The 26,078-nt window shown below is 67.9% G+C and carries 27 protein-coding genes and 1 pseudogene; 15 read left to right on the top strand and 13 right to left on the bottom strand.

The window, feature by feature from the left end; genetic code table 11:
• Window positions 1–124: 124 nt before the first annotated feature.
• On the top strand, window positions 125–310 hold the full coding sequence (locus tag C1737_RS22830) for a DUF3073 domain-containing protein (protein WP_067921121.1): 186 nt from the start codon (window positions 125–127) through the stop codon (window positions 308–310).
• 61 nt (window positions 311–371) lie between these two features.
• On the opposite strand, the gene purM is transcribed toward C1737_RS22830, so the two are convergent.
• The 3 genes from purM to C1737_RS22815 form a co-directional block, all read right to left on the bottom strand.
• Window positions 372–1,466, bottom strand: coding sequence for a phosphoribosylformylglycinamidine cyclo-ligase (purM, locus tag C1737_RS22825; protein WP_102419526.1), 1,095 nt, complete (start codon window positions 1,464–1,466; stop codon window positions 372–374).
• Between the two features lie 71 nt (window positions 1,467–1,537).
• On the bottom strand, window positions 1,538–3,064 hold the full coding sequence (gene purF, locus C1737_RS22820; RefSeq protein WP_067921117.1) for an amidophosphoribosyltransferase: 1,527 nt from the start codon (window positions 3,062–3,064) through the stop codon (window positions 1,538–1,540).
• A gap of 139 nt (window positions 3,065–3,203) precedes the next feature.
• Window positions 3,204–3,593, bottom strand: coding sequence for a sterol carrier family protein (locus tag C1737_RS22815; protein ID WP_067921115.1), 390 nt, complete (start codon window positions 3,591–3,593; stop codon window positions 3,204–3,206).
• A 19-nt stretch (window positions 3,594–3,612) separates the two neighbouring features.
• On the opposite strand from C1737_RS22815, the gene C1737_RS22810 reads away from it, so the two are divergent.
• Entirely contained in the window at window positions 3,613–4,827 is a 1,215-nt protein-coding gene (locus C1737_RS22810; protein ID WP_102419524.1) for an MCE family protein, read from the top strand.
• Here C1737_RS22810 and C1737_RS22805 read toward each other — a convergent pair.
• Genes C1737_RS22805 through C1737_RS22795 form a run of 3 tightly spaced genes read right to left on the bottom strand, consistent with a single transcriptional unit; the run spans window position 4,809 to window position 8,574 of the window.
• Entirely contained in the window at window positions 4,809–5,447 is a 639-nt protein-coding gene (locus C1737_RS22805; protein ID WP_067921111.1) for a CPBP family intramembrane glutamic endopeptidase, read from the bottom strand. The two genes, C1737_RS22810 and C1737_RS22805, sit on opposite strands and share 19 nt — an antisense overlap.
• A gap of 19 nt (window positions 5,448–5,466) precedes the next feature.
• A complete protein-coding gene (gene purL / locus C1737_RS22800; protein ID WP_067921109.1) occupies window positions 5,467–7,764 on the bottom strand; it encodes a phosphoribosylformylglycinamidine synthase subunit PurL in 2,298 nt (765 codons plus the stop codon).
• 18 nt (window positions 7,765–7,782) lie between these two features.
• Window positions 7,783–8,574, bottom strand: coding sequence for a helix-turn-helix domain-containing protein (locus C1737_RS22795; protein ID WP_102420080.1), 792 nt, complete (start codon window positions 8,572–8,574; stop codon window positions 7,783–7,785).
• Between the two features lie 125 nt (window positions 8,575–8,699).
• On the opposite strand from C1737_RS22795, the gene C1737_RS22790 reads away from it, so the two are divergent.
• The gene (locus tag C1737_RS22790; protein WP_102419523.1) at window positions 8,700–9,095 is read left to right on the top strand and encodes a nuclear transport factor 2 family protein; all 396 of its coding nucleotides are present in this window, start codon (window positions 8,700–8,702) and stop codon (window positions 9,093–9,095) included.
• Between the two features lie 118 nt (window positions 9,096–9,213).
• Here C1737_RS22790 and C1737_RS22785 read toward each other — a convergent pair whose 3' ends face one another.
• Both C1737_RS22785 and C1737_RS22780 read right to left on the bottom strand, forming a co-directional pair.
• Window positions 9,214–9,561, bottom strand: coding sequence for a VOC family protein (locus C1737_RS22785; protein WP_102419522.1), 348 nt, complete (start codon window positions 9,559–9,561; stop codon window positions 9,214–9,216).
• 18 nt (window positions 9,562–9,579) lie between these two features.
• The gene (locus C1737_RS22780) at window positions 9,580–10,854 is read right to left on the bottom strand and encodes a M18 family aminopeptidase (RefSeq protein WP_199183004.1); all 1,275 of its coding nucleotides are present in this window, start codon (window positions 10,852–10,854) and stop codon (window positions 9,580–9,582) included.
• A gap of 109 nt (window positions 10,855–10,963) precedes the next feature.
• On the opposite strand from C1737_RS22780, the gene C1737_RS22775 reads away from it, so the two are divergent.
• The 3 genes from C1737_RS22775 to C1737_RS22765 all read left to right on the top strand — a co-directional run bounded on the left by C1737_RS22775 (window position 10,964) and on the right by C1737_RS22765 (window position 13,576).
• The gene (locus tag C1737_RS22775) at window positions 10,964–11,974 is read left to right on the top strand and encodes a Dyp-type peroxidase (RefSeq protein WP_102419520.1); all 1,011 of its coding nucleotides are present in this window, start codon (window positions 10,964–10,966) and stop codon (window positions 11,972–11,974) included.
• Complete coding sequence (locus tag C1737_RS22770) at window positions 11,971–12,768, top strand: family 1 encapsulin nanocompartment shell protein (protein ID WP_067921096.1); 798 nt, start codon at window positions 11,971–11,973, stop codon at window positions 12,766–12,768. The genes C1737_RS22775 and C1737_RS22770 overlap by 4 nt, the downstream gene beginning before the upstream one ends.
• A 67-nt stretch (window positions 12,769–12,835) precedes the next feature.
• Entirely contained in the window at window positions 12,836–13,576 is a 741-nt protein-coding gene (locus C1737_RS22765; protein ID WP_102419519.1) for an SDR family NAD(P)-dependent oxidoreductase, read from the top strand.
• 14 nt (window positions 13,577–13,590) lie between these two features.
• Here C1737_RS22765 and C1737_RS22760 read toward each other — a convergent pair.
• Window positions 13,591–15,226: pseudogene (locus C1737_RS22760) on the bottom strand (MOSC domain-containing protein).
• A 202-nt stretch (window positions 15,227–15,428) separates the two neighbouring features.
• On the opposite strand from C1737_RS22760, the gene C1737_RS22755 reads away from it, so the two are divergent.
• The 6 genes from C1737_RS22755 (at window position 15,429) to C1737_RS22725 (ending at window position 21,755) form a co-directional block, all read left to right on the top strand.
• Window positions 15,429–16,301, top strand: coding sequence for an alpha/beta fold hydrolase (locus C1737_RS22755; protein WP_102419518.1), 873 nt, complete (start codon window positions 15,429–15,431; stop codon window positions 16,299–16,301).
• A 147-nt stretch (window positions 16,302–16,448) separates the two neighbouring features.
• Window positions 16,449–17,741 carry a TetR/AcrR family transcriptional regulator gene (locus C1737_RS22750; RefSeq protein ID WP_233214808.1) on the top strand — a complete coding sequence of 431 codons (1,293 nt, stop codon included), beginning with the start codon at window positions 16,449–16,451 and terminating at the stop codon, window positions 17,739–17,741.
• A gap of 141 nt (window positions 17,742–17,882) precedes the next feature.
• Window positions 17,883–18,929 (top strand): zinc-binding dehydrogenase, encoded by a 1,047-nt coding sequence (locus tag C1737_RS22745; RefSeq protein WP_199182915.1) that lies wholly within the window; start codon window positions 17,883–17,885, stop codon window positions 18,927–18,929.
• Window positions 18,930–19,134: 205 nt separating this feature from the next.
• Window positions 19,135–19,815, top strand: coding sequence for a haloacid dehalogenase type II (locus C1737_RS22735; RefSeq protein WP_102419516.1), 681 nt, complete (start codon window positions 19,135–19,137; stop codon window positions 19,813–19,815).
• 26 nt (window positions 19,816–19,841) lie between these two features.
• Window positions 19,842–21,296 (top strand): NAD(P)/FAD-dependent oxidoreductase, encoded by a 1,455-nt coding sequence (locus C1737_RS22730; RefSeq protein ID WP_102419515.1) that lies wholly within the window; start codon window positions 19,842–19,844, stop codon window positions 21,294–21,296.
• Window positions 21,297–21,299: 3 nt separating this feature from the next.
• Window positions 21,300–21,755: a cupin domain-containing protein gene (locus tag C1737_RS22725; RefSeq protein WP_067921081.1), complete on the top strand. Its 456-nt coding sequence runs from the start codon at window positions 21,300–21,302 to the stop codon at window positions 21,753–21,755.
• Window positions 21,756–21,758: 3 nt separating this feature from the next.
• Here C1737_RS22725 and C1737_RS22720 read toward each other — a convergent pair whose 3' ends face one another.
• Window positions 21,759–22,166: a VOC family protein gene (locus C1737_RS22720; protein WP_067921079.1), complete on the bottom strand. Its 408-nt coding sequence runs from the start codon at window positions 22,164–22,166 to the stop codon at window positions 21,759–21,761.
• 119 nt (window positions 22,167–22,285) lie between these two features.
• On the opposite strand from C1737_RS22720, the gene C1737_RS22715 reads away from it, so the two are divergent.
• Both C1737_RS22715 and C1737_RS22710 read left to right on the top strand, forming a co-directional pair.
• The gene (locus tag C1737_RS22715) at window positions 22,286–23,119 is read left to right on the top strand and encodes a GntR family transcriptional regulator (RefSeq protein ID WP_067921077.1); all 834 of its coding nucleotides are present in this window, start codon (window positions 22,286–22,288) and stop codon (window positions 23,117–23,119) included.
• Between the two features lie 108 nt (window positions 23,120–23,227).
• Window positions 23,228–23,704 carry a hypothetical protein gene (locus C1737_RS22710; RefSeq protein ID WP_067921075.1) on the top strand — a complete coding sequence of 159 codons (477 nt, stop codon included), beginning with the start codon at window positions 23,228–23,230 and terminating at the stop codon, window positions 23,702–23,704.
• Window positions 23,705–23,745: 41 nt separating this feature from the next.
• On the opposite strand, the gene purQ is transcribed toward C1737_RS22710, so the two are convergent.
• The 3 genes from purQ to C1737_RS22695 form a co-directional block, all read right to left on the bottom strand.
• The gene (purQ, locus tag C1737_RS22705) at window positions 23,746–24,420 is read right to left on the bottom strand and encodes a phosphoribosylformylglycinamidine synthase subunit PurQ (protein WP_102419514.1); all 675 of its coding nucleotides are present in this window, start codon (window positions 24,418–24,420) and stop codon (window positions 23,746–23,748) included.
• Complete coding sequence (gene purS, locus C1737_RS22700; RefSeq protein ID WP_102419513.1) at window positions 24,417–24,656, bottom strand: phosphoribosylformylglycinamidine synthase subunit PurS; 240 nt, start codon at window positions 24,654–24,656, stop codon at window positions 24,417–24,419. The genes purQ and purS overlap by 4 nt, the downstream gene beginning before the upstream one ends.
• A 61-nt stretch (window positions 24,657–24,717) precedes the next feature.
• Entirely contained in the window at window positions 24,718–25,452 is a 735-nt protein-coding gene (locus tag C1737_RS22695) for an ATPase (RefSeq protein ID WP_102419512.1), read from the bottom strand.
• Between C1737_RS22695 and C1737_RS22690 the strand changes: the two genes are divergently transcribed.
• The gene (locus C1737_RS22690; protein WP_067918824.1) at window positions 25,429–26,067 is read left to right on the top strand and encodes an MBL fold metallo-hydrolase; all 639 of its coding nucleotides are present in this window, start codon (window positions 25,429–25,431) and stop codon (window positions 26,065–26,067) included. The two genes, C1737_RS22695 and C1737_RS22690, sit on opposite strands and share 24 nt — an antisense overlap.
• Window positions 26,068–26,078: the final 11 nt, after the last annotated feature.

Here is a 26,078-nt window from a genome sequence, read left to right as displayed (position 1 = left end):
AGCGGCAGGGGGCACCGACGCCCGACCGCAAGGCACGGTAAACTGTCGGCAGGACAATAACGACACCAGGAGATCGGAGCCGCCTGATTCGGGCCGCTCCGTTATTGCGCGAGGGGGTTCCCCCATGGGCCGCGGCCGGGCTAAGGCAAAGCAGACCAAGGTTGCTCGAGAACTCAAATACAGTTCTCCGCAGACCGACTTCACGCGGCTTCAGCGCGAGTTGTCAGGAACGGGTGCCGACGATTCCACGGAGCTGGAGGAGGATGGCGTCGGTGACTCCTGGGAAGACAACGACGACTGGCGTCGGTAAGACCCTCCGCGCAGCGCCGGCGCAATCCCCTTCGACTCGGCGCTGACCCGGCTTCCGCCTTCTAAAACCTCGGGTGCTGCCCGACGAGCTTTGCCCGCGGGCCTTCTTTACCGCCTTTGCACACGGTCCCCAACACCCAGCAGTCCAAGTGGCGGGCCGTCAGGATGGCCAGGGCGCGGTCGGTGTCCTCCGGCGCGACAACGGCGACCATTCCCACGCCCATGTTGAACGTCTTCTCCATCTCCTCGCGCGTCACCCGCCCACGCTGGGCGATCATCGCGAACACGGGTGCGGGTGTCCAGGTCCCGCGGTCGATTTCGGCGACCAGGCCGTGCGGGATGACGCGTTGCAGGTTGCCGGCGAGCCCGCCACCGGTGACATGGCAGAACGTGCGGACATGGGTTTCCGCGGTCAGCGCCAGGCAGTCTTTGGCGTAGATCCGCGTCGGCTCCAACAGCTCTTCGCCCAGCGTGCGGCCGAACTCCTCGACATAGCCGGCGAGATTCATCCGATCGATCTCCAGAAGCACCGCACGGGCCAGCGAGTAGCCGTTGGAATGCAGGCCGGAGGAGCCCATCGCGATGATCGTGTCGCCGGGTTTGACGCGATCGGGCCCCAGCACGTCGTCGGCCTCGACGACGCCGATACCCGTCGCCGAGATGTCGTAGTGGTCGGGTTCCATCAGCCCGGGGTGCTCGGCGGTTTCACCGCCGAGCAGCGCGCAGCCGGCACGCACGCATCCCTCGGCGATTCCCGCCACGATGGCGCTGAGGCGTTCGGGCACGGTCCGGCCCACCGCGATGTAGTCCTGCAGGAACAGCGGCTCGGCGCCGCACACCACGAGGTCGTCGACGACCATCGCGACCAGGTCCAGGCCGACGGTGTCGTGCTTGTCCATGGCCTGGGCGACCGCCAGCTTGGTTCCCACGCCGTCGGTGGACGCCGCCAGCAGCGGTTCGCGGTAATCGTTACGCAACGCGAACAACCCGGCGAACCCGCCCAGGCCGCCCCGCACCTCTGGTCTGGTGGCCTTCGTCGCCAGCGGCTTGAACAGCTCGACGGCGCGGTCGCCGGCCTCGATATCCACCCCGGCCGACGCGTAGGTGATGCCGTGGCTGCCCGGGTTTCGTCCGGGGCTTTTTCCGGGATCCGTCATCGCGATAAAGGCTACCGGGCGCCGCCGACCGCCGTAATCAAACGTCGTGTAAGGGGCGCACCGGACGTCCGTCAGTGGACGATCGGTACTTCGTCGGGCGCCAGATCGTCGAGCCCGGATCCGCGCGCGGCGTTGGCGAGCATGTGCTCGATGACGTTCTTACCCAAGGCCGTCTCCTCGGGCAGCTCGATGGGATAGCGGCCGTCGAAGCAGGCGGTGCACAGCCGTGACGCGGGTTGTTCGGACGCCGCGACCAGGCCGCGCAGCGAGATGTAGCCAAGGGAGTCGGCGCCGATGGCGTGCCGCACCGCTTCGAGCATCTCCTCCTTGTCCTGCACGGCGTTCGCGATCAGCTCGGCCGGCGACGGGAAGTCGATGCCGTAGAAGCAGGGCCATTTCACCGGTGGCGAGGCGATCCGGACGTGGACTTCGACGGCCCCGGCCTCGCGCAGCATGCGCAGCAGCGCGCGCTGGGTGTTCCCGCGCACGATCGAGTCGTCGACGACGATGAGCCGCTTGCCGCGGATGACCTCACGAAGTGGGTTGAGCTTCAGCCGGATACCGAGCTGGCGGATGGTCTGGGACGGCTGGATGAAGGTCCGCCCGACGTAGGCGTTCTTCATCAGACCCTGCCCGTAGGGAATGCCGGACTCCTGCGCGTAACCGACCGCTGCGGGGGTGCCCGACTCCGGGACCCCGATCACCAGGTCGGCCTCGACCGGGCATTCCCGGGCCAGCCGGCGGCCGATCTCCACCCGGGTGGCGTGCACGGACCGGCCGGCGATCGTGCTGTCCGGACGTGCCAGGTAGACGTACTCGAAGACGCAGCCCTTGGGGGTCGGGTTGGCAAAGCGCGTGGAGCGCACCCCGTCGGCGTCGATCGCCAGGAGCTCGCCCGGCTCGATGTCGCGCACGAACGAGGCGCCGACGATGTCCAGCGCTGCCGTTTCCGAGGCCACCACCCAGCCGCGATCCAGCCGGCCGAGCGAAAGGGGCCGCACGCCGTGCGGATCGCGGCACGCATACAGCGTGTTCTCGTCCATGAACGTCAGGCAGAACGCGCCGCGCACGGTGGGCAGCAGGTCCAGGGCCGCCTGCTCGAGGGTGGAATCCGCCGCGCCGTGCGCCAGCAGTGCGCCCAAGATGTCGGAATCGGTCGTCGCCGGGGCGGGGCAGCGCCGGGCGATCAGTCCCGCGTCGCGGGCGCGGGCAGCCAATTCGGCGGTGTTGACCAGATTTCCGTTGTGTCCCAAGGCCACACCGGTGCCGGCGGCGGTGTTGCGGAAGACCGGCTGCGCGTTCTCCCAGGTGGTGTCGCCGGTGGTGGAGTAGCGGCAATGGCCGATGGCCACGTGGCCCTGCATCGCCGCGAGCGTCTGCTCGTCGAAAACCTGGCTGACCAAGCCCAGGTCTTTGAACACGAGCACCTGTGATCCATCGGCGACGGCGATGCCCGCGGCTTCCTGCCCGCGATGCTGCAGGGCGTACAAGCCGTAATAGGTGAGCTTTGCGACGTCTTCACCCGGGGCCCAGACCCCGAATACACCACACTCTTCACGAGGCGAGTTCAGGTCCTGCTCGGGTTCCTGGTTGGTCACAATTGGGGGGCTCCCTGGGGAACGGTTGGTGACGTAACGGAGTCTACGGGTCCGACGCCCGCAACCGCGAATTAACAGCGCGTGTTGAGGGGCGAAAATTCCCGCGCCCGACTGTAAACCTGCACTTCAGGCTTACTATTCAGCCGAGACCGAACAGGGGCAGACAGTGTTCGATCTCACCGGCCCGAGAGCCGGAAAGCCCCAGCGCACCGCCGTCCTTCGCCCGTTGGAAGGACAACATCCCGGTCGCCAGCAGCAGCCACGTCCGCGGGTCGGTCTCCACAACGTTGGGCGGCGTGCCGCGCGTGTGCCGGGGCCCGGCGATGCACTGCACCGCGACGAAGGGCGGAATCCGCACCTCGACGCTGGCGCCGGGTGCCACGGCGGCCAGGGTGCGGGCGGTGAGCCGAACGGCGGTGCCGAGGCTCTCGCGGTCGGGGGCCGGCCGGGATTCGTCGCGCAGCCAGTCCGCGACGGCCAACACGGCCTGCCGAGTCTTTGCCGGATCGGCCTTTTGGCGGGCGGCCATACCCTAGGGTCTCAAACTCATGGAGCGTCGGCGCGTGCGGCGCGGGCCGCCGTATAAGTCCGTCGGGCTCGTGACGGTGGTCATCGTGGGGTTGGTCGGGTCACTGCTGTACCTGCAGTTCCGGGGTGAGCTCACGCCGACGACGAAGCTGACCATGGTGGCCGCCCGGGCCGGCCTGGTCTTGGACCCCGGCTCCAAGGTCACCTACAACGGGGTCCAGATCGGCCGGGTGACCGGCATTTCCGAGATCACCCGTGACGGCATGCCGGCCGCCAAGCTGGTGCTGGACATCACACCGAGGTACCTCAACCTGATCCCGGCCAATGTGGCGGCCACCATCAAGGCGACCACGGTGTTCGGCAACAAGTACGTCGCGTTGAGTTCGCCGCCGGGGCCGCCGGCGCAGCCGATCACACCGGCGACGGTGATCGAGGCGACGTCGGTGACCACCGAGTTCAACACCGTCTTCGAGACGCTGGTCTCGATCGCGGAGAAGGTCGACCCGGTCAAGGTGAACCTGACGCTCGGCGCGGCCGCGCAAGCCCTGAGCGGATTGGGCGCGAGGTTCGGCGATTCTTTGGTCAACGGCAACACGATCCTTGACGACGTGAACCCGCGCATGCGCGAAATCCGCGCCGACGTCGCGCGGTTGGCCGCTCTCGGCGAGACCTACGCCAACGCCTCGCCGGACCTGTGGGCCGCGCTCGACCACGCGGTGACCGCGGCCCGCACCCTCAACCGCCAGCAAGTCGATCTGGATGCCGCGTTGCTCGCCACCGCCGGGCTCGGCGGCACGGGCGCCGACGTCTTCGGGCGCGGGGGGCCATACCTTGCCCGGGGGGCCGGCGATTTGGTCACCTCCAGCCAGCTGCTCGACGAGTACAGTCCGGAGATCTTCTGCACCATACGCAATTTCGCGGAGGTGGGGCCCAAGATCCACAACGCCCTCGGCGACAACGGTTACTCGCTGGGCGCGCACGCCGCGGGCGCGATCGCCGGGGCGCCGAACCCGTACATCTGGCCGGAGAATCTGCCGCGCACCAATGCCAGGGGCGGCCCCGGCGGGCGGCCGGGCTGTTGGCAGACGATCACCCGGCAGCTGTGGCCGGCGCCGTTCCTGGTGATGGACACCGGCGCAAGCATGGCTCCCTACAACCACTTCGAGATCGGCTCGCCACTTTTCGTCGAGCACGTGTGGGGCCGTCAGGTGGGCGACTACACCATCAACCCCTGACGCCACCGCACGCTCAGCGCGGCGATCGCGCCGGCCTCGTTGATGGCCAGGTGCACCAGCATGGGCGCGGCGAGGCTGCCGGAGCGGTCCGCCAGCCAGGCGAACAGCCAGCCCGCGACGCCCGTCACCAGCACGGTGCCCAGCACCGGCTCGCCCGTCGCCCGCGCGTCGGCAATGTGGGAAAGCCCAAAGCTGGCCGCTTGCAGCAATCTTCCGCCCGGCGCGCCGAAGGCACCCGACGCGGCGGCGGTCAGCGCCGCACGGAAGGCGGCCTCCTCGGCCCAGACGGTCCCGACGGGTATCTGCAGCAGCAGCCAGCCGGGCGTCGACCCGGGTGCCTCGCGGTCGGCCATGGACGCCCGCACCAACGGCACCGCCGTCGTCGCGGCGATCACGGTCGCCGCCGCCGCACCGGCCGTCGACCCCAGCCGCAGCCCCGACCACAGCCGTGGCGGGTTGAGACCCAGCGGAGCGCGCGTCACCAGCACCAGCAAGCCGGCCGCACCCGCCTGGAGGGCGGTCCGCCAAGCCGTGGGCAGTCGCGGGCCGACGAAGCTCCAGCCGACCAGGGCGGCGGCCAGGGAGAATGCCCAAGCCCGACGAAAACGGCTGTCCCCCATCAGGATTTGCCGCTACGGCTCATCCGAACAACCGCGGCAGCACCGCCTCGGACGTCTCGCGCAGTTCGGCCAGCGACACGGTGAACAGGCCCTGAATCTCGACCGTGTCCGAGGCCTCGTCGACGACGCCGATGCGCACCGCCGGCAGTCCGCGCGCCTCACACATGGCCCGGAACCGGCTCTCCTCGGTGCGCGGCACCGCCACCAGCACCCGGCCCGCCGACTCGGAGAACAACGCCACGAACGGATCGGCGCCCTCGGGAAGCACGATGCGGCAACCGGTTTCGCCCGTCAGCGCCGCCTCCACAACGGCCTGCGCGAGGCCGCCTTCCGATAGGTCGTGCGCCGCGGACACCAGCCCGTCGCGAGACGCCGCGCTCAACACCTCGGCCAGCAGCTTTTCGCGCGCCAGATCGACCGCGGGCGGCAAGCCACCCAGGTGGTCGGCGGTCACCTGCGCCCAGATGGAACCGTCGAACTCGTCGCGGGTATCTCCCAACAGCATCAGGGTCTCGCCCGGTTCGGCGCCCAGGCCGGTGGGGATGCGCCGGGCGACGTCATCGAGCACGCCGAGGACGCCGACCACCGGCGTGGGCAGGATCGCCGCCGAGCCGGTCTGGTTGTAGAAGCTGACGTTGCCGCCGGTCACCGGAATGCCAAGCGCCGCACACCCATCGGCCAGCCCCCGCACCGCCTGGGAGAACTGCCACATCACGCCGGGGTCTTCCGGGGAGCCGAAGTTGAGGCAATTGGTGACCGCGACCGGCGTGGCGCCGGTGACGGCGACGTTGCGGTAGGCCTCGGCCAGCGCGAGTTGCGCCCCGGCATAAGGATCCAGCAGCGTGTAGCGCCCCGACGCGTCGGTCGACAGCGCGATGCCGCGGCCGGTGGCCTCGTCGACGCGGAGCACGCCGCCGTCGGCATGCTCGGCCAGCACGGTGTTGCCGCGCACGTACCGGTCGTACTGTTCGGTGATGAAGGCGCGGCTGCACAGGTGCGGGCTACCCAGCAGCGCAAGCACGGTCGCGCGCAACTCCTCCCCGGTCTTCGGGCGCGGGAGGCGCGTTGACCGGTCGGCGTTCAGGGCGTCCTGGGACTCGGGCCGTGCGACCGGCCGCTGATACACCGGGCCCTCGTGCGCCACGGTGCGCGGCGGTACGTCGACGACCGTCTCGCCGCGCCAGGTGATCCGCAATCGGTCACCGTCGGTGACCTCGCCGATCACCGTGGCCAACACCTCCCATTTGCGGCAGACCGCCAAGAAGGCGTCGACGTTCTCCGGGGCAACCACGGCGCACATCCGCTCCTGCGACTCGCTGCAGAGCACCTCGGCGGGTGTCATCTCCTTGGCCCGCAGGGGCACCGAATCGAGCTGGACCGCCATTCCGCCGTCCCCAGCCGACGCCAATTCTGAGGTGGCGCAGGCTAATCCAGCTCCGCCGAGGTCCTGGATGCCGATCACCAATCCGCCGGCGTACAGCTCGAGGCAGCACTCGATGAGCACCTTCTCCATGAACGGGTCGCCCACCTGAACCGACGGCAGCTTCTTGCGCGATCCGGTGCTGTCGAATGTGTCCGACGCGAGCACCGACACCCCGCCGATGCCGTCGAGCCCAGTCCGCGCACCGAACAGGATGATCTTGTTGCCGGTGCCCGAGGCGAACGCCAGATGCAGGTCCTCCTGGCGTAACACGCCCACGCACAACGCGTTTACCAACGGATTGCCGGCGTAACACGCATCGAAGACCGTCTCGCCGCCGATGTTGGGCAGCCCCAGCGAGTTCCCGTAGCCGCCGATACCGCGGACCACCCCGTCGACCACCCGGCGGGTGTCGGGGGCGTCGGCGGCGCCGAACCGCAGCTGGTCCATCACCGCGACCGGTCGCGCGCCCATGGCCATGATGTCGCGCACGATGCCGCCGACGCCGGTCGCCGCGCCCTGATAGGGCTCGACGTAGGACGGGTGGTTGTGGGACTCCACTTTGAAGGTGACGGCCCAGCCGTCGCCGATATCCACCACACCGGCGTTTTCACCGATACCGGCCAACATGCCCGCACGCATCTCGTCGGTGGTGGTCTCCCCGAAGTAGCGCAGGTGAACCTTGGACGACTTATACGAGCAGTGCTCGCTCCACATGACCGAGTACATCGCCAACTCGGTGTCGGTGGGCCTGCGGCCCAGGATCTCACGGATCCGCTGATACTCGTCGTCTTTGAGGCCCAGCTCGGCGTACGGCTGCGGCTGATCGGGGCTGGCAGCGGCGTGCTCGACGGTGTCGATCGCCTGGGTGCGGGCACTGGTCCCGGAGGCAGTCACCCGAACAGTGTAAGAGCGCTACCTGCCATGGAGCAGGGTGGCGCTGGCGGCGTCGGCCGGATAGAACAGCTCGACGGTCAGTTCGGCGAGGGTGACGTCGAGCGGAGTCCCGAACGTCGTCAATGTCGTGAACATAGACAGCGGTTGCCCGCCGCCGATATCCAGCACGAAAGGGATGAGCAGCGCGCCGGCGCCATCCGGTGGCGCGCCGCGCGCGTCGGCGGCGCCCGCGACTCCCGGATATCCGCGCACCTCGTCATTGAGCGCCTGCAGGCCCGGATCGCCGGTGATCGCGATCGTGCGCCGGAGCTGGTGCAGCAAGTAGCCCGCCCATTCTCCGAAATTCAGCGTCCGTCCGGCGAGGCCGTCGGGGTGCAGCGACAGCCGGTAGACGTTGGCCGGTGGGCCGAGCAGCTCCGCGGGCAGGCCTGCGGTCAGCGCCGACGCCGCGGCGTTGGCCCCCACGATGTTCCAGCAGCGGTCGATCACGATGCCCGGGTAGGGGTCGTGGGCATCGAGGAGGCGCTGCACCGCGTCACGGGCCGGGGTCATCGCGGCATCCTCGAGCGGGCGCGACTGGTAACGCGGGGCGAATCCGGCGGCAAGCAGCAGCGTGTTGCGCTCCCGCAGCGGAATGTCGAGGCCTTCGGCGAGGGCGAGCACCATCTCCGGACTGGGTCGCGAGCGGCCGGTTTCTATGAAGCTGACGTGCCGGGCCGACACGCCCACAGTCAGCGACAGGTCGAGCTGGCTCACCCGTCGACGCTCCCGCCATTCGCGCAACAGGGCGCCTACCGCCGCGTGGCTCACCAAGCCACGGTAACCACGCCGGTGTACCCGTAGCGATGACCTCGGAGGTAATTGTGCCGCCGCACACCGCCGCGACACGCTTGGCGCAACGCGCTCAACGGGAACGCCAGACCCAAGGAGGAAAAATGACCGACGTCCAATCCGCCCCCAAGTTCAGCGCCGAGGTGTTCGCGGCGTACTGGGCCGCGCCCACCATGTCGCGCGGCTTCGACATCTTGGCCGACGACATCATGGGCTACTGGCCGGGTGACCCCGAGCCGGTCCGCGGCATCCAGCCGTACACGGCGAAGATCGCCGAAATACTCGACGCCGCACCGGATTTGAAGCTGGAGGTGATCGACAGCGCCACCGTGCCCGGCGCGGACCCCGGCGAGGAACTGGTGTTTTTGCACTACGTCGGCCGCGGCACCGGACCCGACGGGCCGTTCCAGATCCGGGGAATCGACCGGGTTCGCACCCGCGACGGAATCGTCGTGGAGAACGTCATCCGCTACGACCCGCTGTTCCTCGTCCACGGCTGAACGGCAAGACTCGAGTGTGCGCTCCGGTACTTCGGTGTGTGCGGGTGGCGGAAATCGCGCGATTTTCCCGCCCTACACGCACACTCAACGCCGAGGACGCACACTCGTCGGCCGCGAGCTATTGACCCACGATGCAGAAGACGTTGCCCTCGGGGTCGGCCAGCACCACCCAGCGAAAATCGTCGCCGAACGTGTGCCGGCCGACCTCGATGGCCCCGGCGGCCGTCAGCCGGGACACCTCGGCATCAACATCGGCGGCACCGAAGTCGAGGTGCACGCGGTTTTTCCCGGGCGTGGGATCGGGCACCTTCTGGAATCCGAGCCGCGGTCCCGCCGACAAACTCACCGCGGTGAACTCGTCGGCGAGCAACTCCTGCGTCTTGCCACCGAACTGCTCGGCCCACCATGCGGCCAGCCGCGCAGGATCGTGGCAGTCGAAGGTGATCATCTCCACGCTGAGCGCCATACCGCCAGACCTTAGGCCTCATCGGGGCTCGGGCGAAAGGAACGCCCGCATCGCCGCCGAGTAGGCGGCGACGTCATGAGCGCCCATCAGCTCACGGGCGGAATGCATCGCCAGCTGCGGGGCGCCCACGTCGACGGTGGGGATCCCGGTGCGGGCCGAGACCAGCGGACCGATCGTCGACCCGCACGGCAGGTCGGCGCGATGCTCGTAGCGCTGCAGGGACACCCCGGCCTGCGCACAGGCCAGGGCGAAGGCCGCGGCCGTGCGTCCGTCGGTGGCGTACCGCAGGTTGGGGTGCACCTTGAGGACGGGGCCGGCGTTGACCTCGATGAGGTGGCCGGGCTCGTGCCGCTCCGGATAGTTGGGATGGGTGGCGTGCGCCATGTCGGCCGAGGCCAGTAACGAGTCGGGCAGCCGGCGCAGGAAGTCTTCCCGGGTGCCGCCGGCCGCGAGCACGATCCGCTCCAAAACGGTGCCCAGCAGGTCGGACTGGGCTCCGTGGTCGGAGGACGAACCGACCTCCTCGTGGTCGAAGAGCACCAGCACGGGCAGGAAACCCCGCGGCGACGGAGCCTCGTCCAAGGCCAGCAGCGCCTCCATGCCGGCATAGCAACTGGCCTGGTTGTCCAGCCGGGGCGCGCTCAGCAGGTCGGCGTCGGCGCCGACCACCGTCGAGGGGGTCAGGTCGTGGGTCATCAGGTCGGCGGCCAGCACGGCGGTGGGCGGCACCCCAGCGCGTTCGGCGACGAAGTCGACGAACGATTTCGGTTCGGCGCCGGCGCCCCAGACCGCGTTGACGTGGCGTTGCGGGTCGAGCGTCAGCGACTTACGGTCCTCGGCGAGGTGGATGGCCAGCTGCGGGACCCGCAGGACCGGGTCGTCGATGCGCACCAGCCGGTGCTCGACCCCGGCGCCGACACGCACCGACAACCGTCCACTGACGCCGAGGTCGCGGTCCAGCCAGGAGTTGAGCCACGCTCCCCCGTACGGCTCCAGCGCGACCACGCGCCAGCCGGCGACCAAGCGATCCGGGTGCTGTTTGACCCGGAGATTGGGGCTGTCGGTGTGTGCGCCGACGATCCGGAACGCAGCGTCGGCCCCGTCGGAGTGCCAGGCGATCAGCGAGCCGGCCCGCACGGTGAAGTAGCGCCCCGGTTCGCCCGGCCAGCGCTCGGCCTCACGCAGTTCGGTGTAGCCGGCGGCGGTCAGCCGCGCGCCCACCGTCGCGCAGACGTGAAACGGCGACGGAGAAGCGTCGATGAAATCGCAGAGGCCTGCGGCGCTGGCCGACATGTTCAACATCATGGCTGTCGGCGACATGCGTCGCCACGCTAGGTCCCATTGCGCGGCTCCCTGCTCGCGCCCTTCCGGCGCTCGACGTCGCCACGCTAGGGTCAGGAGAGTGCCCCCCGTCCAGCCGCAGCCTATCCTCGAACCGTTGACGCCGGCGGCGGTCTTTTTGGTGGTGACCATCGATGACGGCGGAGAGGCCGCGGTTCATGACGCGCTGCCCGACATTTCCGGGCTGGTGCGCGCGATCGGTTTTCGCGAGCCCCCGAAACGGTTGTCGGCCATCACCTCTATCGGCTCGCAGGCGTGGGACCGCTTGTTCACCGGCCCGCGTCCCGCCGAGTTGCACCCGTTCGTCGAACTCAACGGCCCACGACACACCGCGCCGGCCACTCCCGGGGATCTGTTGTTTCACATCCGGGCCGAGAGCCTGGACGTGTGTTTTGAACTCGCCGACCGCATTTTGCGGTCGATGGCCGGTGCGGTCACCGTGGTCGATGAGGTGCATGGATTCCGCTACTTCGACAACCGCGACCTGTTGGGCTTCGTCGACGGCACCGAGAACCCCGACGGCCAGCTGGCCGTCAGCGCCACCGCGATCGGCGCCGAGGATCCCGAGTTCGAGGGCTGCTGCTACGTGCACGTGCAGAAGTACCTGCACGAAATGGATTCGTGGAATTCCCTTTCGGTCAGCGAGCAGGAGCTGGTGATCGGCCGTACCAAGCTGGAGAACCTCGAACTCGACGACGACGAAAAGCCGGCCGACTCCCACATCGCCCTCAACGTCATCACCGACGACGACGGCACCGAGCTCAAGATCGTGCGGCACAACATGCCGTTCGGTGAACTCGGCAAAGGCCAGTACGGCACCTATTTCATCGGCTATTCCCGCACGCCGCGGGTCACCGAACAGATGCTGCGGAACATGTTTCTCGGAAATCCGCCCGGCAATACCGACCACATCCTCGAATTCTCCACCGCGATCACCGGTGGCCTGTTCTTCTCCCCCACTGTCGACTTCCTCGACGATCCACCGCCACTGCCGGCGGTGCCGGTGGCGGAAACGCCTGCCGCACAGGACGGCTCACTTTCCATCGGCAGCCTGAAAGGAACCACTTCATGAACAACCTCTACCGCGACCTGGCACCGGTCACCGAAGCCGCCTGGGAAGAAATCGAATTGGAGGCGACCCGGACGTTCAAACGTCATGTCGCCGGACGCCGGGTGGTCGACGTGAGCGGACCCGGCGGCCCGGTCACGGCCGCGGTCAGCACCGGCCGGCTGATCGATGTGGCGTCGCCCTCCGACGGCGTGGAGGCTCACCTGCGGGCAAGCAAACCTCTTGTCCGGCTGCGGGTCCCGTTCACCCTGTCCCGCTACGAGATCGACAACGTGGAGCGTGGCGCGCAGGACTCCGACTGGGACCCGGTCAAGGCCGCCGCCAAGAAGCTGGCATTCGTCGAGGACCGCGCCATCTTCGAGGGCTACCCCGCCGCGTCGATCGAGGGCATCCGCGCGGCCAGCTCGAACAAGCCGCTGACGCTGCCGGCGGATCCCCGCGAGATCCCGGACGTCATCACCCAGGCGATCTCCGAACTGCGGCTGGCCGGTGTCGACGGTCCCTACTCGGTGCTGCTGTCAGCGGACGTCTACACGAAGGTCAGCGAGACCACCGAACACGGGTATCCGATCCTCGAACACATCGACCGGCTGGTTCCCGGGGACATCATCTGGGCGCCGGCAATCGACGGTGCTTTCGTGCTGACCACCCGGGGCGGGGACTTCGACCTGCAGCTGGGGACCGACGTGTCGATCGGTTACACCAGCCATGACGCGGAGACCGTGCAGCTGTATCTGCAGGAGACGCTGACCTTCCTGTGCTACACCGCGGAGGCCGCCGTCCCACTGGGCTCCTAGGAATAAACGCCGGCGACCCGCTGCTGACGGGGAGGCAAGAGAACTTCTCTCCTGAAGGCAGGGTTCGATGGCAGCAACAATGGCCGGCTCGACCGCGCTGGTGACCGGGGCCACGTCAGGGATCGGACGGGCGATCGCGCTACAGCTCGCCGAACGCGGGGTCGAGGTGGTGGTACACGGCCGCAGCGCCGAACGCGGCGAGAAGACCGTCCGCGAGATCGAAAATGCCGGCGGACGAGCGCGATTCGTTGCCGCAGACCTCACCGACAGCGAGGATGTGTGCCGCCTGGCGGCCGAAGCGGGACCGGTCGACATCCTGGTCAACAACGCCGGCGTCTACCAATTCGGAGCCACCGTTGACACCGACGACGCAACGTTCGACGACCACGTCAATGTGAACTTGCGCGCCCCATACATCTTGGTCCAGCAACTTGTGCCGGCAATGATCGAGCGGGGCGGCGGCGCGGTCGTCAACATCGGCACCGTCGCGGCCTCCGTGCCGGCCAGCGGGGCAGGCATCTACGGCGCCACCAAAGCCGGCCTGGAGCTGCTGACGCGCGTCTGGGCGGATGAGTTCGGCCGGTCCGGGGTACGGGTGAACGCGATCGCGCCAGGGCCGACCGACACTCCCGGTGTGGCGGTCATACCCGGGGTGTTGGACACGGTGGCCGCCAGCACCGCGCTCGGCCGGCCGGCCGAGCCCAGGGAGATCGCGAGCGCGGTGGTGTTCCTCAGCTCCCCCGATGCCAGCTATGTCAACGGCGCTGTCGTGCCCGTGAGCGGCGGTCAACGCGCGATCGCCGCCTGAGGCAACGGTTTCCGCTACAGGTCGAGCACCAGCTCGGTGTCTGGGGCCGCCGAGCAGATGAGCACGGTCCCGGGCTCCGGAGGCTCCAGGGGCTGCTGGACATATCTGGCGCTGCCGGCAACGACGCCGGTCACACACACGTGGCAGACCCCGCTTCGGCAGGAATATCGAGTGGGCACGTCGCACGCTTCGGCCAACTCGAGAATGCTTGCGTAGCCGGAGGACCAGGGAGCCGTCAAGCCGCTGCGCGCGAACGTGATCGCCGGTCCCGTCCCCGGATCGCCCGCCGGGGGATGCGGTGGGTTACGAGGGGCACCGTCGACGATGCCGGGGTTGATCGGCGGCAGGGTGCCGAACAGTTCGCTATGGATCCGCTGAGGGTCCAGCCCGGCAGCGGTCAGCGCATCGCGCATGTCGCTCATGAATTGGGTTGGGCCGCACAGGTATGCCGTCGCGTTGGCCGGGATGCCCAGCGCCGCGATGGCCGGGCGGTTCAGGCGGCCTTGTGTCTGGGTGTAGAACACCGACTGCCGCGCTCGCGGCAATGATCCGATCAAGCTGGTGACTTCGGTTGCGAAAGCTTGCGTTTCACGATTGCGGTCGGTGTGCACCCACCAGATGTCGCGGTCGCTGCGGGCCGCCGCGAGCGCATGCAGCATGGCCAAGACGGGCGTGATGCCGATGCCCGCCGACATCAGCAATACCGGACCGCCACCATCGGTGAGGTAGAACTCGCCACGCGGGGCGGCGGCCTCGACCACCGAGCCCGGCTCGACGTGCTCGTGCAGCCATCGGCTCACCAGACCGTGCTCTTCGCGTTTGACACTGATGCGGTAGTACCCCGCGGTGGGGTCTCCCGATAGGGAGTAACTACGCAGCGGGGGCGGCGCGCCCGCGCCGGGTATTCGCACCGTGAGGTATTGCCCCGGGAGCGGTGCCGGCAGCTCGGGACCGTCGTCAGCCTCCAGTTGGATGGACGTCACTTGTGGGCTCTCCCCGCGTGTTGCGCTGACGCGCAACGGGCGAAATCCGACCCAAGCCGGGGGTGCGCCCGGGCGTTCGGCTGCGGGTCCCTGCGGCGATTCGAGCATGTCCCGGAAGGACTGCTGCCAGCCGGGGCTGAGCGCAGGCACGTCGACGATCTTGCGGAGCTGGTCGCGTCTGCGGTTCGGCAGATACAAGAGCGCGTCCACGTCGGGTGATCACCCGTAAGTAGAAGCCCGGACGGCGTTGAGAGACAAGAAGGTTCGGCATCCTGGGCTCGTTCAGACGCAGTCCGACCCGGAAGCACGTGACGCGGGGCTGGGTGACTTCGAACTCGGCCTCACCGATCCGGTAGCGGTCCCCTATACACACATCGTCGTCAGGCAGGCCGGTGACCGTGAAGTTCTCCCCGAAGTTGCCGGGCACGAGGTCGTCGCGTCCCAGATATTTCTTCCAGAAGTCGTAGGACTCGGTCTGGTACACCATGACGGCACGCTGCTCGCCGCCGTGGCCGCCGAGATCGCCCTGACCGTCGCCATCGATGTTCAGGTGGCGCACCATGACCGGCCCCTGAACGGGCGATTTCCAGATCCCGGTGTAGACGGTCCTGTCCCGCCACCGCACGCCCTTGGGCATTCCGACGTTCACCGAAATCAGCGCGCCCACAGCGTCACCTCCGAATCCCTCAACTGGGATGGCCAGCCCAGAATATGCCGCTCTTGGCCGGCAGGCAACAGGAGACGGCACTGGTGCCGCGGACCCTTCGGGTGCATAATGGGTCACATAACCCATTATTGCTCGGAACACCAGAGTCCTACACGTCCAACGACGCCCGGCGTCGTCAAGACGACAACCGAGGAGGAAAGTCATGCCGGCTGTCCATCATCGATACGCCACCATCGACGGTCACCGGCTTTTCTTCCGCCAAGCGGGCGACCCGAACGAACCCGCGCTCGTGCTGTTGCACGGCTTCCCGACCAGCTCCTACATGTTCCGGCATCTGCTGCCGGCACTCGCGGACCGCTATCATGTCATCGCACCCGACCACCTCGGCTTCGGGCTTTCTGACGCGCCGTCCGTCCAACAGTTCGACTACACCTTCGACGCGCTGACCGACCTCACCGCCGGCCTGGTCCGCGAGCTCGGCATCGACCGATACGCCATGTACGTCCAGGATTACGGCGCGCCGATCGGTTGGCGACTTGCGCTGCGCGACCCGTCGGCGATCACGGCGATCATCACCCAGAACGGCAACGGCTACGACGCGGGGTTCGTCGACGACTTCTGGAAGGTCGTGCGGGCCTACCAGCGCGAGCAAACGCCCGAGACCGAGGCCGCGGTACGGCAGTTCCTCACGCTGGACGCCACCCGGTGGCAATACGTCACCGGCGTTCCCGACGAGACCCTGCTCGACCCCGAATCCTGGCTTCACGACTACGCGCTCATCTCGCGTCCCGGCAACGACCTGGTGCAGCTGAAGCTGTTGCGGGACTATGCGACCAACGCGCCGCTCTATCCGCGCCTGCATGACTACTTTCGCACCAGCCAGGTGCCCCTGCTCGCGGTGTGGGGTCGCGGCGACGAGATATTCGGCCCCGCGGGCGCCGAGGCGTTCGCCGACGACCTCCCCGATGCCGAGATCCGACTGCTCGACGGTGGGCACTTCCTGTTGGAGTCCGCGCTGGACGAGGTCGCCGAATTAATCCTCCGCTTCCTGGCGAAGGTCGACATGACTGCTTGACAGGGACCGCCGGCACCCAGGCGCTTCATTGGGTTGGATATCCCATAGTTCGGGGCGATCGCGAGTTAGCCTGACGCGATGGCCCATCCCGATGGTCAGGACGAACAACGGTTGACCGCCAAGGGGCGGGCCACCCGGGACCGCATCGTGGAAGCGGCCGCCCGACTGATCGTCACCGAAGGACTCTCCGCGTCGAACATGGAGAACGTACGCAGGGCGGCGTCCGTCAGCGGTTCGCAGCTCGCCCATTATTTCGCCGACAAGAACGCCCTCATCCGCGCGGTCATCCGGCGTCAGATCGGCGTGGTTCTCGACTTCCACCGGCAGCCCAAGCTCGGTGGTCTGGCTTCGTTCGCCGACTTCGAACGGTGGATAGACCTCAATATGCGATACCTCAGGCGCATCGGATATTTCGGCACGCCCACCTATCACGCGCTTGCCGCACAGCTGGTGAAGTCCGACGACGCGACACGCGCAACGCTGGGAGCCGGCTATTGGCAGTGGATCGACCTGCTCGAAACGGCGATCCAGCGAATGAAAGACGGCGGCATCGTCGTCGCTGACGCCGACTCGCGAGCGCTGGCGATCGTAATCGTCGCCGCCCATCAGGGTGGTGGCACCTTGGCCTTCACCTACCGCGCGGAATGGCCGCACGCCGATGCCGTCCGCTTCGCGATCAACCACCTGCGCAGCTTCGCCACCGATCCCGGCGAGCGGGTTGCCCGGCCCGCGCGGCGCCCTCGGCGCCTGCGCAAGACCCGCGCCCTAACTGATGACAGCTCAACACGTTTCACCCGCAAGGGGCAGGCGACACGCGCGCGCGTCATCGAGGTCGCCGCGCGCCTCATGTTCGAGCGCGGCGTCGCCGGCACCAGCATCGAACAGGTGCGCCGAGCGGCCGGGGTCGGCGGCTCGCAGATCGCGCATTACTTCCACGACAAGCGCGAGCTGACCCGTCAGGTGATCGCCGCCCGCCGCGAGGACGTACGGGCCTTCCACACTGCGCCACCACTGGGCGACCTGGACACCCTCGACGCCCTGCAGGCGTGGGCCGATGCCTGCGTCGCGGACATCGACGCCGTATACCGCTTGGGAGGTTGCGTCTACGGCTCTTTGGCGGGGGAATTGATCGACGCCGACGACGAAGTACACGACGATCTCTCCGCCGGCTATGACCAGTGGATCGAGCTTTTTGAGACCGGCCTTGCCGCCATGCGCCGTCGCGGCGAGCTGCGCCCCGATGCCGACCCGCGTCACCTGGCGGTATCGCTGGTGGTCGCGCACCAGGGCGGAGCGATGTTGACATACGCCACCGGGGATGCGGAACCGTTGCGGACCGCAGTCAATGCCGCCGTCGACTACGTTCGCACATTCACGCCGCACGCGCGTAAGAGCCGATCAACCCCGGCGCGACGCCGCGGCCCGTACCGGGCCAAATAGCTTCACCGCCCCATCTGGACAGATTGGGATAGGTAGCCCATAATAATTGGGTTAGCCGACCCATTACGGGCGGGAAGCTCTCCGGCTCCGTTCGGCATATCCAGACATGAATGCCCACTGAGCATTCGGGAGGAGCGGCAAATGTCGACCACCGAAGCGTCCCAGCTGCCCACCGCGCCGGTAGTGGTGCGCGAACAAGCAGGGGACGAAACCATGCGAGCGATCGTTCTGAAGGGATTCGGCGGCCTCGACAAACTGGTCTACACCGACATCCCCAAGCCGCTGCCCAGAGACGGCGAAGTGGTCATCGAGGTCAAGGCGTTCGGCGTCAACCACGCCGAGATGCATATGCGCCGGGGCGAATGGGCGGAAGCCGCGGAAGTCAGCGGCATCGAATGCGTCGGCGTCGTCGACTCGTGTCCTGGCGGTGAATTCCCCGTGGGCGCCAAGGTGGCGGCATTGATGGGGGGTCTGGGCCGTACCATCAACGGCAGCTACGCGCAGTACACGCGTGTGCGCGCAGCCAACGTCACCCTCATCGAATCCGGGCTGCCCTGGGCGGATTTGGCGGCGTTACCCGAGACCTACGCGGTCGCGTGGACATGCCTCTTCCGCAACCTCAATCTGCAGGCCGGACAAACCCTGGTGCTGCGCGGCGCGACCTCATCGCTCGGGCAGGCCGCGCTCAAGCTGGCCGTCGCCGCCGGTGCGCGCGTCATCGCCACCGCGCGAAGCCAGGGCCGGTTCTCCAAGCTGGAAGAGCTGGGCGCCTCCCGCGTCGAATTGGAGCGGCGCGACCTGGCCGACCATCTCCCCGAGGCGAAGCGGGTGGACACCGTCCTGGACCTGGTCGGCAACGGCACCATTCTGGACTCCCTGGACATGCTGCGCCGCGGCGGTACGGCATGCCTGGCGGGATGGCTGGGCGGGCTTGAACCCATCGGGGATTTCAACCCGCTGTTGCGCATGGCGAGCGGTGTCAACTGGAACTTCTTCGGCAGCTTCGTCTTTGGGGCTCCCGGCTTTCCGCTGTCGGACGTTCCGCTGCAAGACATCGCGCGGCAGGTCGCAGAGGGCACGCTGGAGGCCAAGCCGTCTCGCGTCTTCTCTTTCGACCAGATACGTGAGGCGCACCGCGTGATGGAAGCGGGAGAGGCCGGCGGGAAGATGGTCGTTGTGATGCAGTGAGCAACGACCGTCCGGGATCGTTCGCGAGAGGTCCGTCGAACTTGCGATCCCGCGGGCTGGGTCTGAGGAGGCGTAGTGGCCGTGCGGAAGACGGCCGAGGTGATCGCACTTTGGTGGCCGTCCGCGGAATGGCATTGATTTGCCTGTGTTTGGTCGGGTATCCAAGGCCCGACGTTCCCACTCTCAAGAAGGCCGAGCCCTAGCCATGCCCACACCGCCCGTCCTGGTTTTCGACGTCAACGAGACGTTGATCGACATCGACTCCCTCGCACCGCTTTTCACCGAGTTGTTCGGCGATGAAAGGGTGCTCCGCGAGTGGTTCGCCCAGCTGGTCATGTACTCGATGTCCGCGACACTGGCGGACAATTACGTGAACTTCTCCACGCTCGCACAAGGCGTGCTGCGTATGGTCGGCGATATTCACGACGTCCGCGTCTCCGACGATGACCTGCACCGCCTGAAGACAGGTCTTCTCACCATGCCGGCATACCCGGAGGTACCCGAGGGGCTGACCAGGTTGCGAGACAATGGTTTTCGCCTGGTTACGTTGACCAATTCACCGCCCAACCCGGACGGGCCGACGGCCTTGCAGAGTTCCGGGCTGGCCGATTTCTTCGAACACCAATTGAGCGTCGACGGTTGTCGCGCCTTCAAGCCGGCGCCCGCCGTGTACCGATATGTGTGCGAAACGCTCGGGGTCGCGCCGACCGACTGCATGATGGTGGCCGCGCACGTGTGGGACACGCTCGGGGCGCAAAACGTCGGCTTCAGCGCGGCGCTCATCACACGCCCAGGCAATCCACCGCTACCGGTCGAGGGGCTGCCCCAGCCGAACCTCATAGCGAGCGACTTATGCCAGCTGGCCGAGAAGCTCACAGCCAACTGACGGACACCACAGAAAGGTCATTGCCCATGGCGGTCGACAAGGAACGGGACTACGACGTCATCGTGCTCGGCGCCGGGCCGATCGGGCAGAACGTCGCGGAAGGCGCCCGGGCGGGCGGCCTGAGCGTCGCGATGATCGAGCGCGAACTTGTCGGTGGCGAATGCTCGTATTGGGCCTGCGTACCCAGCAAGGCTCTGCTGCGTCCGGTGATTGCCGTCTCCGACGCCCGCCGGGTCGACGGGGCGCGGGAAGCCGTCGCCGGCCCCATCAGCGCCGCGGGAGCCTTCGGCCGCCGCGACCGCTACGTCAGCGACTGGGACGACAGCGGGCAGGCCGACTGGGTGAAGGGGATCGGCGCCACCCTGGTACGCGGCCACGGCCGGCTGGACGGTGCCCGACGAGTCGCCGTCACCGCCTCCAGCGGTGAGACGTCGGTGTTGACCGCGCGACACGCGGTCGTGGTCTGCACTGGAAGCCAGCCCGCTCTCCCCGACCTGCCCGGCATCGACGAAGCCCACCCGTGGACCAACCGCCAAGCCACCGACCACAGCTCCGTCCCCGAGCGACTCGCCGTGGTGGGTGCCGGTGGCGTGGGCGTCGAAATGGCGACCGCCTGGCAAGGATTGGGGTCGCGGGTGACTCTGCTCGCGCGTGGATCCGGCCTGCTACCCCGAATGGAACCCTTCGTGGGCGAGCTGATCGAACGCGGACTCACCGAGGCGGGCGTGGAGGTGCGCGTCGGGGTATCGGTCCGCGCGCTGCGCCGGGCCGATGACGGGCAGGTAAAACTCGAATTGGACGACGGATCCGAGTTATCAGCTGAGGAAGTGCTTTTCGCGACGGGCCGCGCGCCGCTCACCGACGACATCGGCCTGGAGACCGTCGGGTTGACACCGGGCGCATGGCTCGGCGTTGACGACACCTGCCGCGTGCGAGCGATCGAGGACGGCTGGCTCTATGCGGCAGGCGACGTCAATCACCGGGCCCTGCTAACCCATCAGGGCAAGTACCAGGGCCGTATCGCCGGCGCGGCCATCGCAGCTCGTGCGGTGGGCGCCCCGTTGGACACCGCACCCTGGGGACGGCATGCCACCACGGCTGACCATTACGCCGTCCCGCAGGCGTTCTTCACCGATCCCGAAGCCGCCGCGGTCGGCCTGACGGCCCAGCAGGCGCAGCGGGCCGGGCACCGGGTGCGCACGGTCGACATCGAAGTCGGCGACGCTGTGACGGGGGCCAAGCTCTACGCCGATGGGTACACAGGCCGGGCGCGGATGGTGGTCGATCTCGATCGCGAGCACCTGCTCGGGGTCACGCTGGTTGGACCCGGGGTCACCGAAATGCTTCACTCCGCCACGATCGCCGTCGCCGGCCAGGTGCCCATCGACCGGCTGTGGCACGCCGTGCCCTGCTTCCCGACGGTCAGCGAGCTGTGGCTGCGGCTTCTCGAGGCGTATCGGGATGCGTCGGACCATAATTGACCCATGGCCACCGCAGACGGATTCCACCCGGACTTCGACGAGAAGGCGCCGGAAGCCACCGGCAACCGGGTGCACCACATCAAAGCGTCGGACATCAGCTCCGACACCGCGCAATCGGACGGGCTTCGTCGCTTCGCCGCGCTCAGCGGCACGTCGGTCGGCGCCGAAAAGCTCTGGATGGGTGAGACGCACGCAATGCCGTCGACCGTCTCGTCCAACCATCATCACGGCGACTCGGAAACCGCCATCTACGTGCGCAGTGGTCACCCGGAATTCGTCTTCCACGACGGCACCGGAGAGGTGCGTATCTCGACCTCACCCGGGGACTACGTGTTCATCCCGCCGTATCTGCCGCACCGCGAGGAAAATCCCGACCCGACCAGCCCGGCGGAGGTCGTCATCGCGCGCAGCACCCAGGAGGCGGTCGTGGTGAACCTGCCGGCGCTCTACCCGCTCTGATCCCTAGACCGTTCCGTAGACGGCGATTTCGACGAGGTTCCCGTCGACGTCGCGGCAGTAGTGCGACGTCATCGGGCCGAGTGCGCCGGTCCGGGTCACCGGACCCGCGACGACCTCCACACCACACTCGACGAGGTGAGCGCGCACGTCGTCGGGGCTGCTGCGCGTGATGAAGCACAAGTCCGCGGAGCCGGCGGCCTCGACCGACCCGGTGACCCAGTCGGGATCGCCGGCCAGCGCCCCGAGGGGCCGCAGGTTGAGTTTCTGCTCCCCGAAGCGCAGCGCGATCCGCGCGGACGGACCGAACGTCTCCCGGCGCATCCCGAGCACCCGCTCATACCAGGCCGCGGTTGCCTCGACGTCGCTGCAATTCAGCACGACGTGGTCGATCCCTTCCACCGCGAATCCCACGTCCGGACCTCCTGAGGTGACGCGAAAATCGTTCAGCACCAGCCTAATCGGGACTCGGTACAGCAGCCGGACGGTGACCGGTCTTTACCCTCCGCTTACCAGACGTTTTAATACGTCTTATGACCAGCCGGTCGCTCGACCTCGAGTCCGCCGATCTGCGAGTTCGGCGCGGCAGCGTACCCGCGAGCACCCAGCTCGCCGAGGCGCTCAAGGCCGCGATCATCAAGCAGCGCGTGCCCCGCGGCGGACGCCTGCCCAGCGAACGCGAGTTGATCGATCGGTCCGGTCTGAGCCGGGTAACCGTGCGCGCGGCGGTCGGACTGCTCGAGCGCCAGGGCTGGCTGGTCAGACGCCAAGGCCTGGGGACCTTCGTGACCAACCCAGTGCGGCAGGAACTGGGCTCCGGCGTGCGCACGATCACCGAAGTCTTGGCGAGTTCGGGGATCACCCCCCACGTCGACGTCCTGTCGCACCGCGTCGAGGAGCCCCCACAGCGGGTCGCCGAAACGCTGGGCTTGCCCAAAGTTCTGTGCATCCAGCGACGTTTCCGGGACGGGGACGCGCCCCTGGCGCTGATGATCGCGTATCTACCGCCGGGGCTGGGGAGGGCCGTTGAGCCGCTGCTGGCGAGCGTCTCGGACGCGCAACCCGAGCGGGCGATGGAAAGCACCTACACGATGTGGGAGCGGCGGCTGGGCATCCCCATCGCCCGGGCCACCTATGAGATCCATGCGGCGGGCGCCTCCGTCGAGGTGGCCGGCGCGTTGAATCTGCCGTTGGGCTCCCCCGTGCTCGTGCTCGAACGGATCAGCTACGGACGGGACGACAAGCCGCTCGAAGTCGTGGAGTTTCATTACCGCCCCGAGCGGTACCGATTCTCAGTGACGCTGCCACGGACCATGCCGGGGCCGGGCGCCGGGATCGTGGAGCGGCGGCCGGACACCGAACCTTGACGACGGCGCTGAGCGGATCCGGCCGCTCAGCAAATTCTCAACAGTTTCTTCGCGGGCTCATGGCTTGTCTCCCAGCATTCGCAAAGCCACTGGCCGCAGCATGATTTCATGGCGAACGAGCTGATGTGCGCGAACCTGGTCGAACGTTACCTGCGCACGCGTGGGCGACGCTACTTCCGCGGCCATCACGACGGCGAATACTTCTTCGTCACCGGCGCGCGTGCGTGTACTTCGGGGCGCCTGCACGTCCATCTCGAGATCTCGCCCGCGCACGGCGATGTGCTGATCGTTCGGGTGACTCCCGCCTGCTTCTTCCCCGCCGGCGAGCGCCCCTGGCTGGTGCACTTCTCCGACACGTGGAACCACGCGGAGCACGAAGTCACCGCGATCGTGCACGGCTCGTCCGACCCACAGCGGATCGGCGTGGTGGCGCGCAGGTCACGCTGGATCCGACCCGGCGTCTCCTTTGAGGAATTCGCCGCCTTCGTCGACGGCACCGTCGCGGACGCGACCGACCTGTTCGACGCGTTGAGCCCGGCCACGCAATGGCCGACGGCGCACCCGTTGCTGCGCGACGCCGGCTGAACCGAACTCGACTCACGCCCGCCCAGCGCGGCGATTTCCGTTCAGACCGAAAGCACCGCGTCCAGCGCCGAATAGAACAGGCCCAAGCCGTCGTCGGAGGGCCCCGTCAACGCTTCGATGGCGTGCTCGGGATGCGGCATCAGCCCGACGACGCGGCCGTTGGCGGAGCTGATGCCGGCGATGTCGTGCAGCGAGCCGTTGGGATTGTCGAGGTAGCGGAACACCACCCGGCCCTCCCCCTCCAGCTCGTCGAGCACATCGTCGGGGGCCACGTAGCGGCCCTCGCCCGACTTCAGCGGCACCAGCAGCTCAGCGCCCCACTCGAAACGCGACGTCCAGGCCGTCGAGATCGACGCCACCCGCAGCCACACATCCCGGCAGACGAAATGCAAACCGCTGTTGCGGGTCAACGCCCCGGGAAGCAGACCGGCCTCGCAGAGCACCTGAAAACCGTTGCAAATGCCCAACACCGGCACGCCGCGCTGCGCGGCGGCCCCCACCTCGCCCATCACCGGGGCGAACCGGGCGATCGCCCCGGCCCGCAGGTAGTCGCCATAGGAGAAACCGCCGGGCACCACCACGGCGTCGACGCCCTTGAGGTCGGCGTCAGCGTGCCACAGGCTGACCGCTTCGGCGCCGACCCGGCGCGCGGCCCGGGCGGCGTCGACGTCGTCCAGGGTCCCGGGGAAGGTGATGATGCCGATTCGCGCCGTCACCGGGCCTCCCGGCTGATCGTCCAGTCTTCGATCACGGTGTTGGCCAACAACGTTTCCGCGATCTCGGCAAGCGCCGAGTCGTCGACCGTGTCGTCCACCTCCAGCTCGAATCGCTTGCCCTGCCTGACATCTGAGATCCCGGCATGACCCAGCCGGCCGAGCGCGCCGACAATCGCCTGACCCTGCGGGTCGAGAATCTCCGCTTTGGGCATCACATGAACGACTACCCGGCCCACCGGCGCTCCTCCTCAGGTCTGTTTCGGCGCCAACTCTACCGGCGAAGGAGCAGCTCGACCGTTACGGGCACGAGGCAATGTAGGCCTCACACAGGGGAGCGGTCATGGCGTTCAGCACCGGGTCGTCGGGCATCGACGGCCACGGGACCTGCGGCGGGCCCGACGACCAGAGGGTGAGCTCGCTGATCGTGCTGCTGGCCGGGTGGGCGACCAGGTAGGTGTGCATGACCGCCGGTCCGCTGATCACCGCGGCCATCCGGGTGGTTTCGTCGCTGGTGATCGACGGTGATTGCGCCGGCACCCGCTGCTGACAGGAGCGCAGCGCGGCAACGGCGTTGCTGAACACCGACGCCGCGATAGCGCCACCGTTGGCCGTGTCGCCGCGCCAGTGCAGGACCTGAGCCTGCAGCTGCCACTGCCCGTCCGGGTGGGTCACTGTGGCGCGTGCCGCGACCGCCGAGTCGCGCGGGTCCCGGGGTATCGGGGGCGTGGCACACAGCTCCTCGAACCGGAAGCGGGGGCCGGGCGTCGCGCCGGTCACCTGCGCCGCCAGCCCCGCCAGGGCGGGCCAGCCGTAGACCGGGTCCAGCGGTACGGCGCGGCGCTGGATCCACGCGGAATCGGGAATCTGGTCGCATACGGGCGGGCACGCCTGCGGCTCGGCATGTGCGGGCACTACGACGATGAAGGCCACCGCGAGGCCACCGACCACGATCATGGTCGCCAGGATCACCCGCATCGGCATCACCCCCGTCAGAGCACAATCGTAATCATGCAACTGACGCATTTCGGCCATTCCTGTCTACTCGCGGAATTCGACCACACCCGCGTGCTCTTCGACCCTGGAACCTTTGCGCACGGATTTGAGGGCATAACGGGGTTATCGGCCATTCTGATCACCCACCAGCACCCCGACCACGTCGACGTCACCCGCCTGCCCGCGCTGCTGGAGGGCAACCCGGACGCCGCGTTGTACGCCGATCCGCAGACCACGGCTCAGCTGGGCGCGCCGTGCCAGGCGGTGCACGTCGGCGACGAGCTACGGATCGGCGAGCTGACGGTGCGTGCTGTCGGCGGCAAACATGCCGTCATCCACCCGGAAATCCCTGTGATAGAAAACATTTCGTTCCTTGTCGGCGATGGTGATCACCGCGCCCGGCTGATGCACCCCGGTGACGCGCTGTTCGTGCCCGACGAGCCGGTAGACGTGTTGGCGACGCCCGCGGCCGCCCCATGGATGAAGATCTCCGAAGCCGTCGACTACCTGCGCGCGGTGGCACCGGCGCGTGCCGTACCCATTCATCAAGGCATCATCGCCCCGGACGCGCGGGGCATCTACTACGGCCGGCTGACCGAGATGACCACGACCGACTTCCAGGTATTGCCCGAGGAGGACGCGGTCGCCTTCTAGGGCGCCCAGTC

The organism is Mycobacterium sp. 4858 (assembly GCF_900240975.1).
GTDB lineage: Bacteria > Actinomycetota > Actinomycetes > Mycobacteriales > Mycobacteriaceae > Mycobacterium.
The sequence above is the reverse complement of the archived record's forward strand: the minus strand, read 5'-3'. Positions and strand labels throughout refer to the sequence as shown.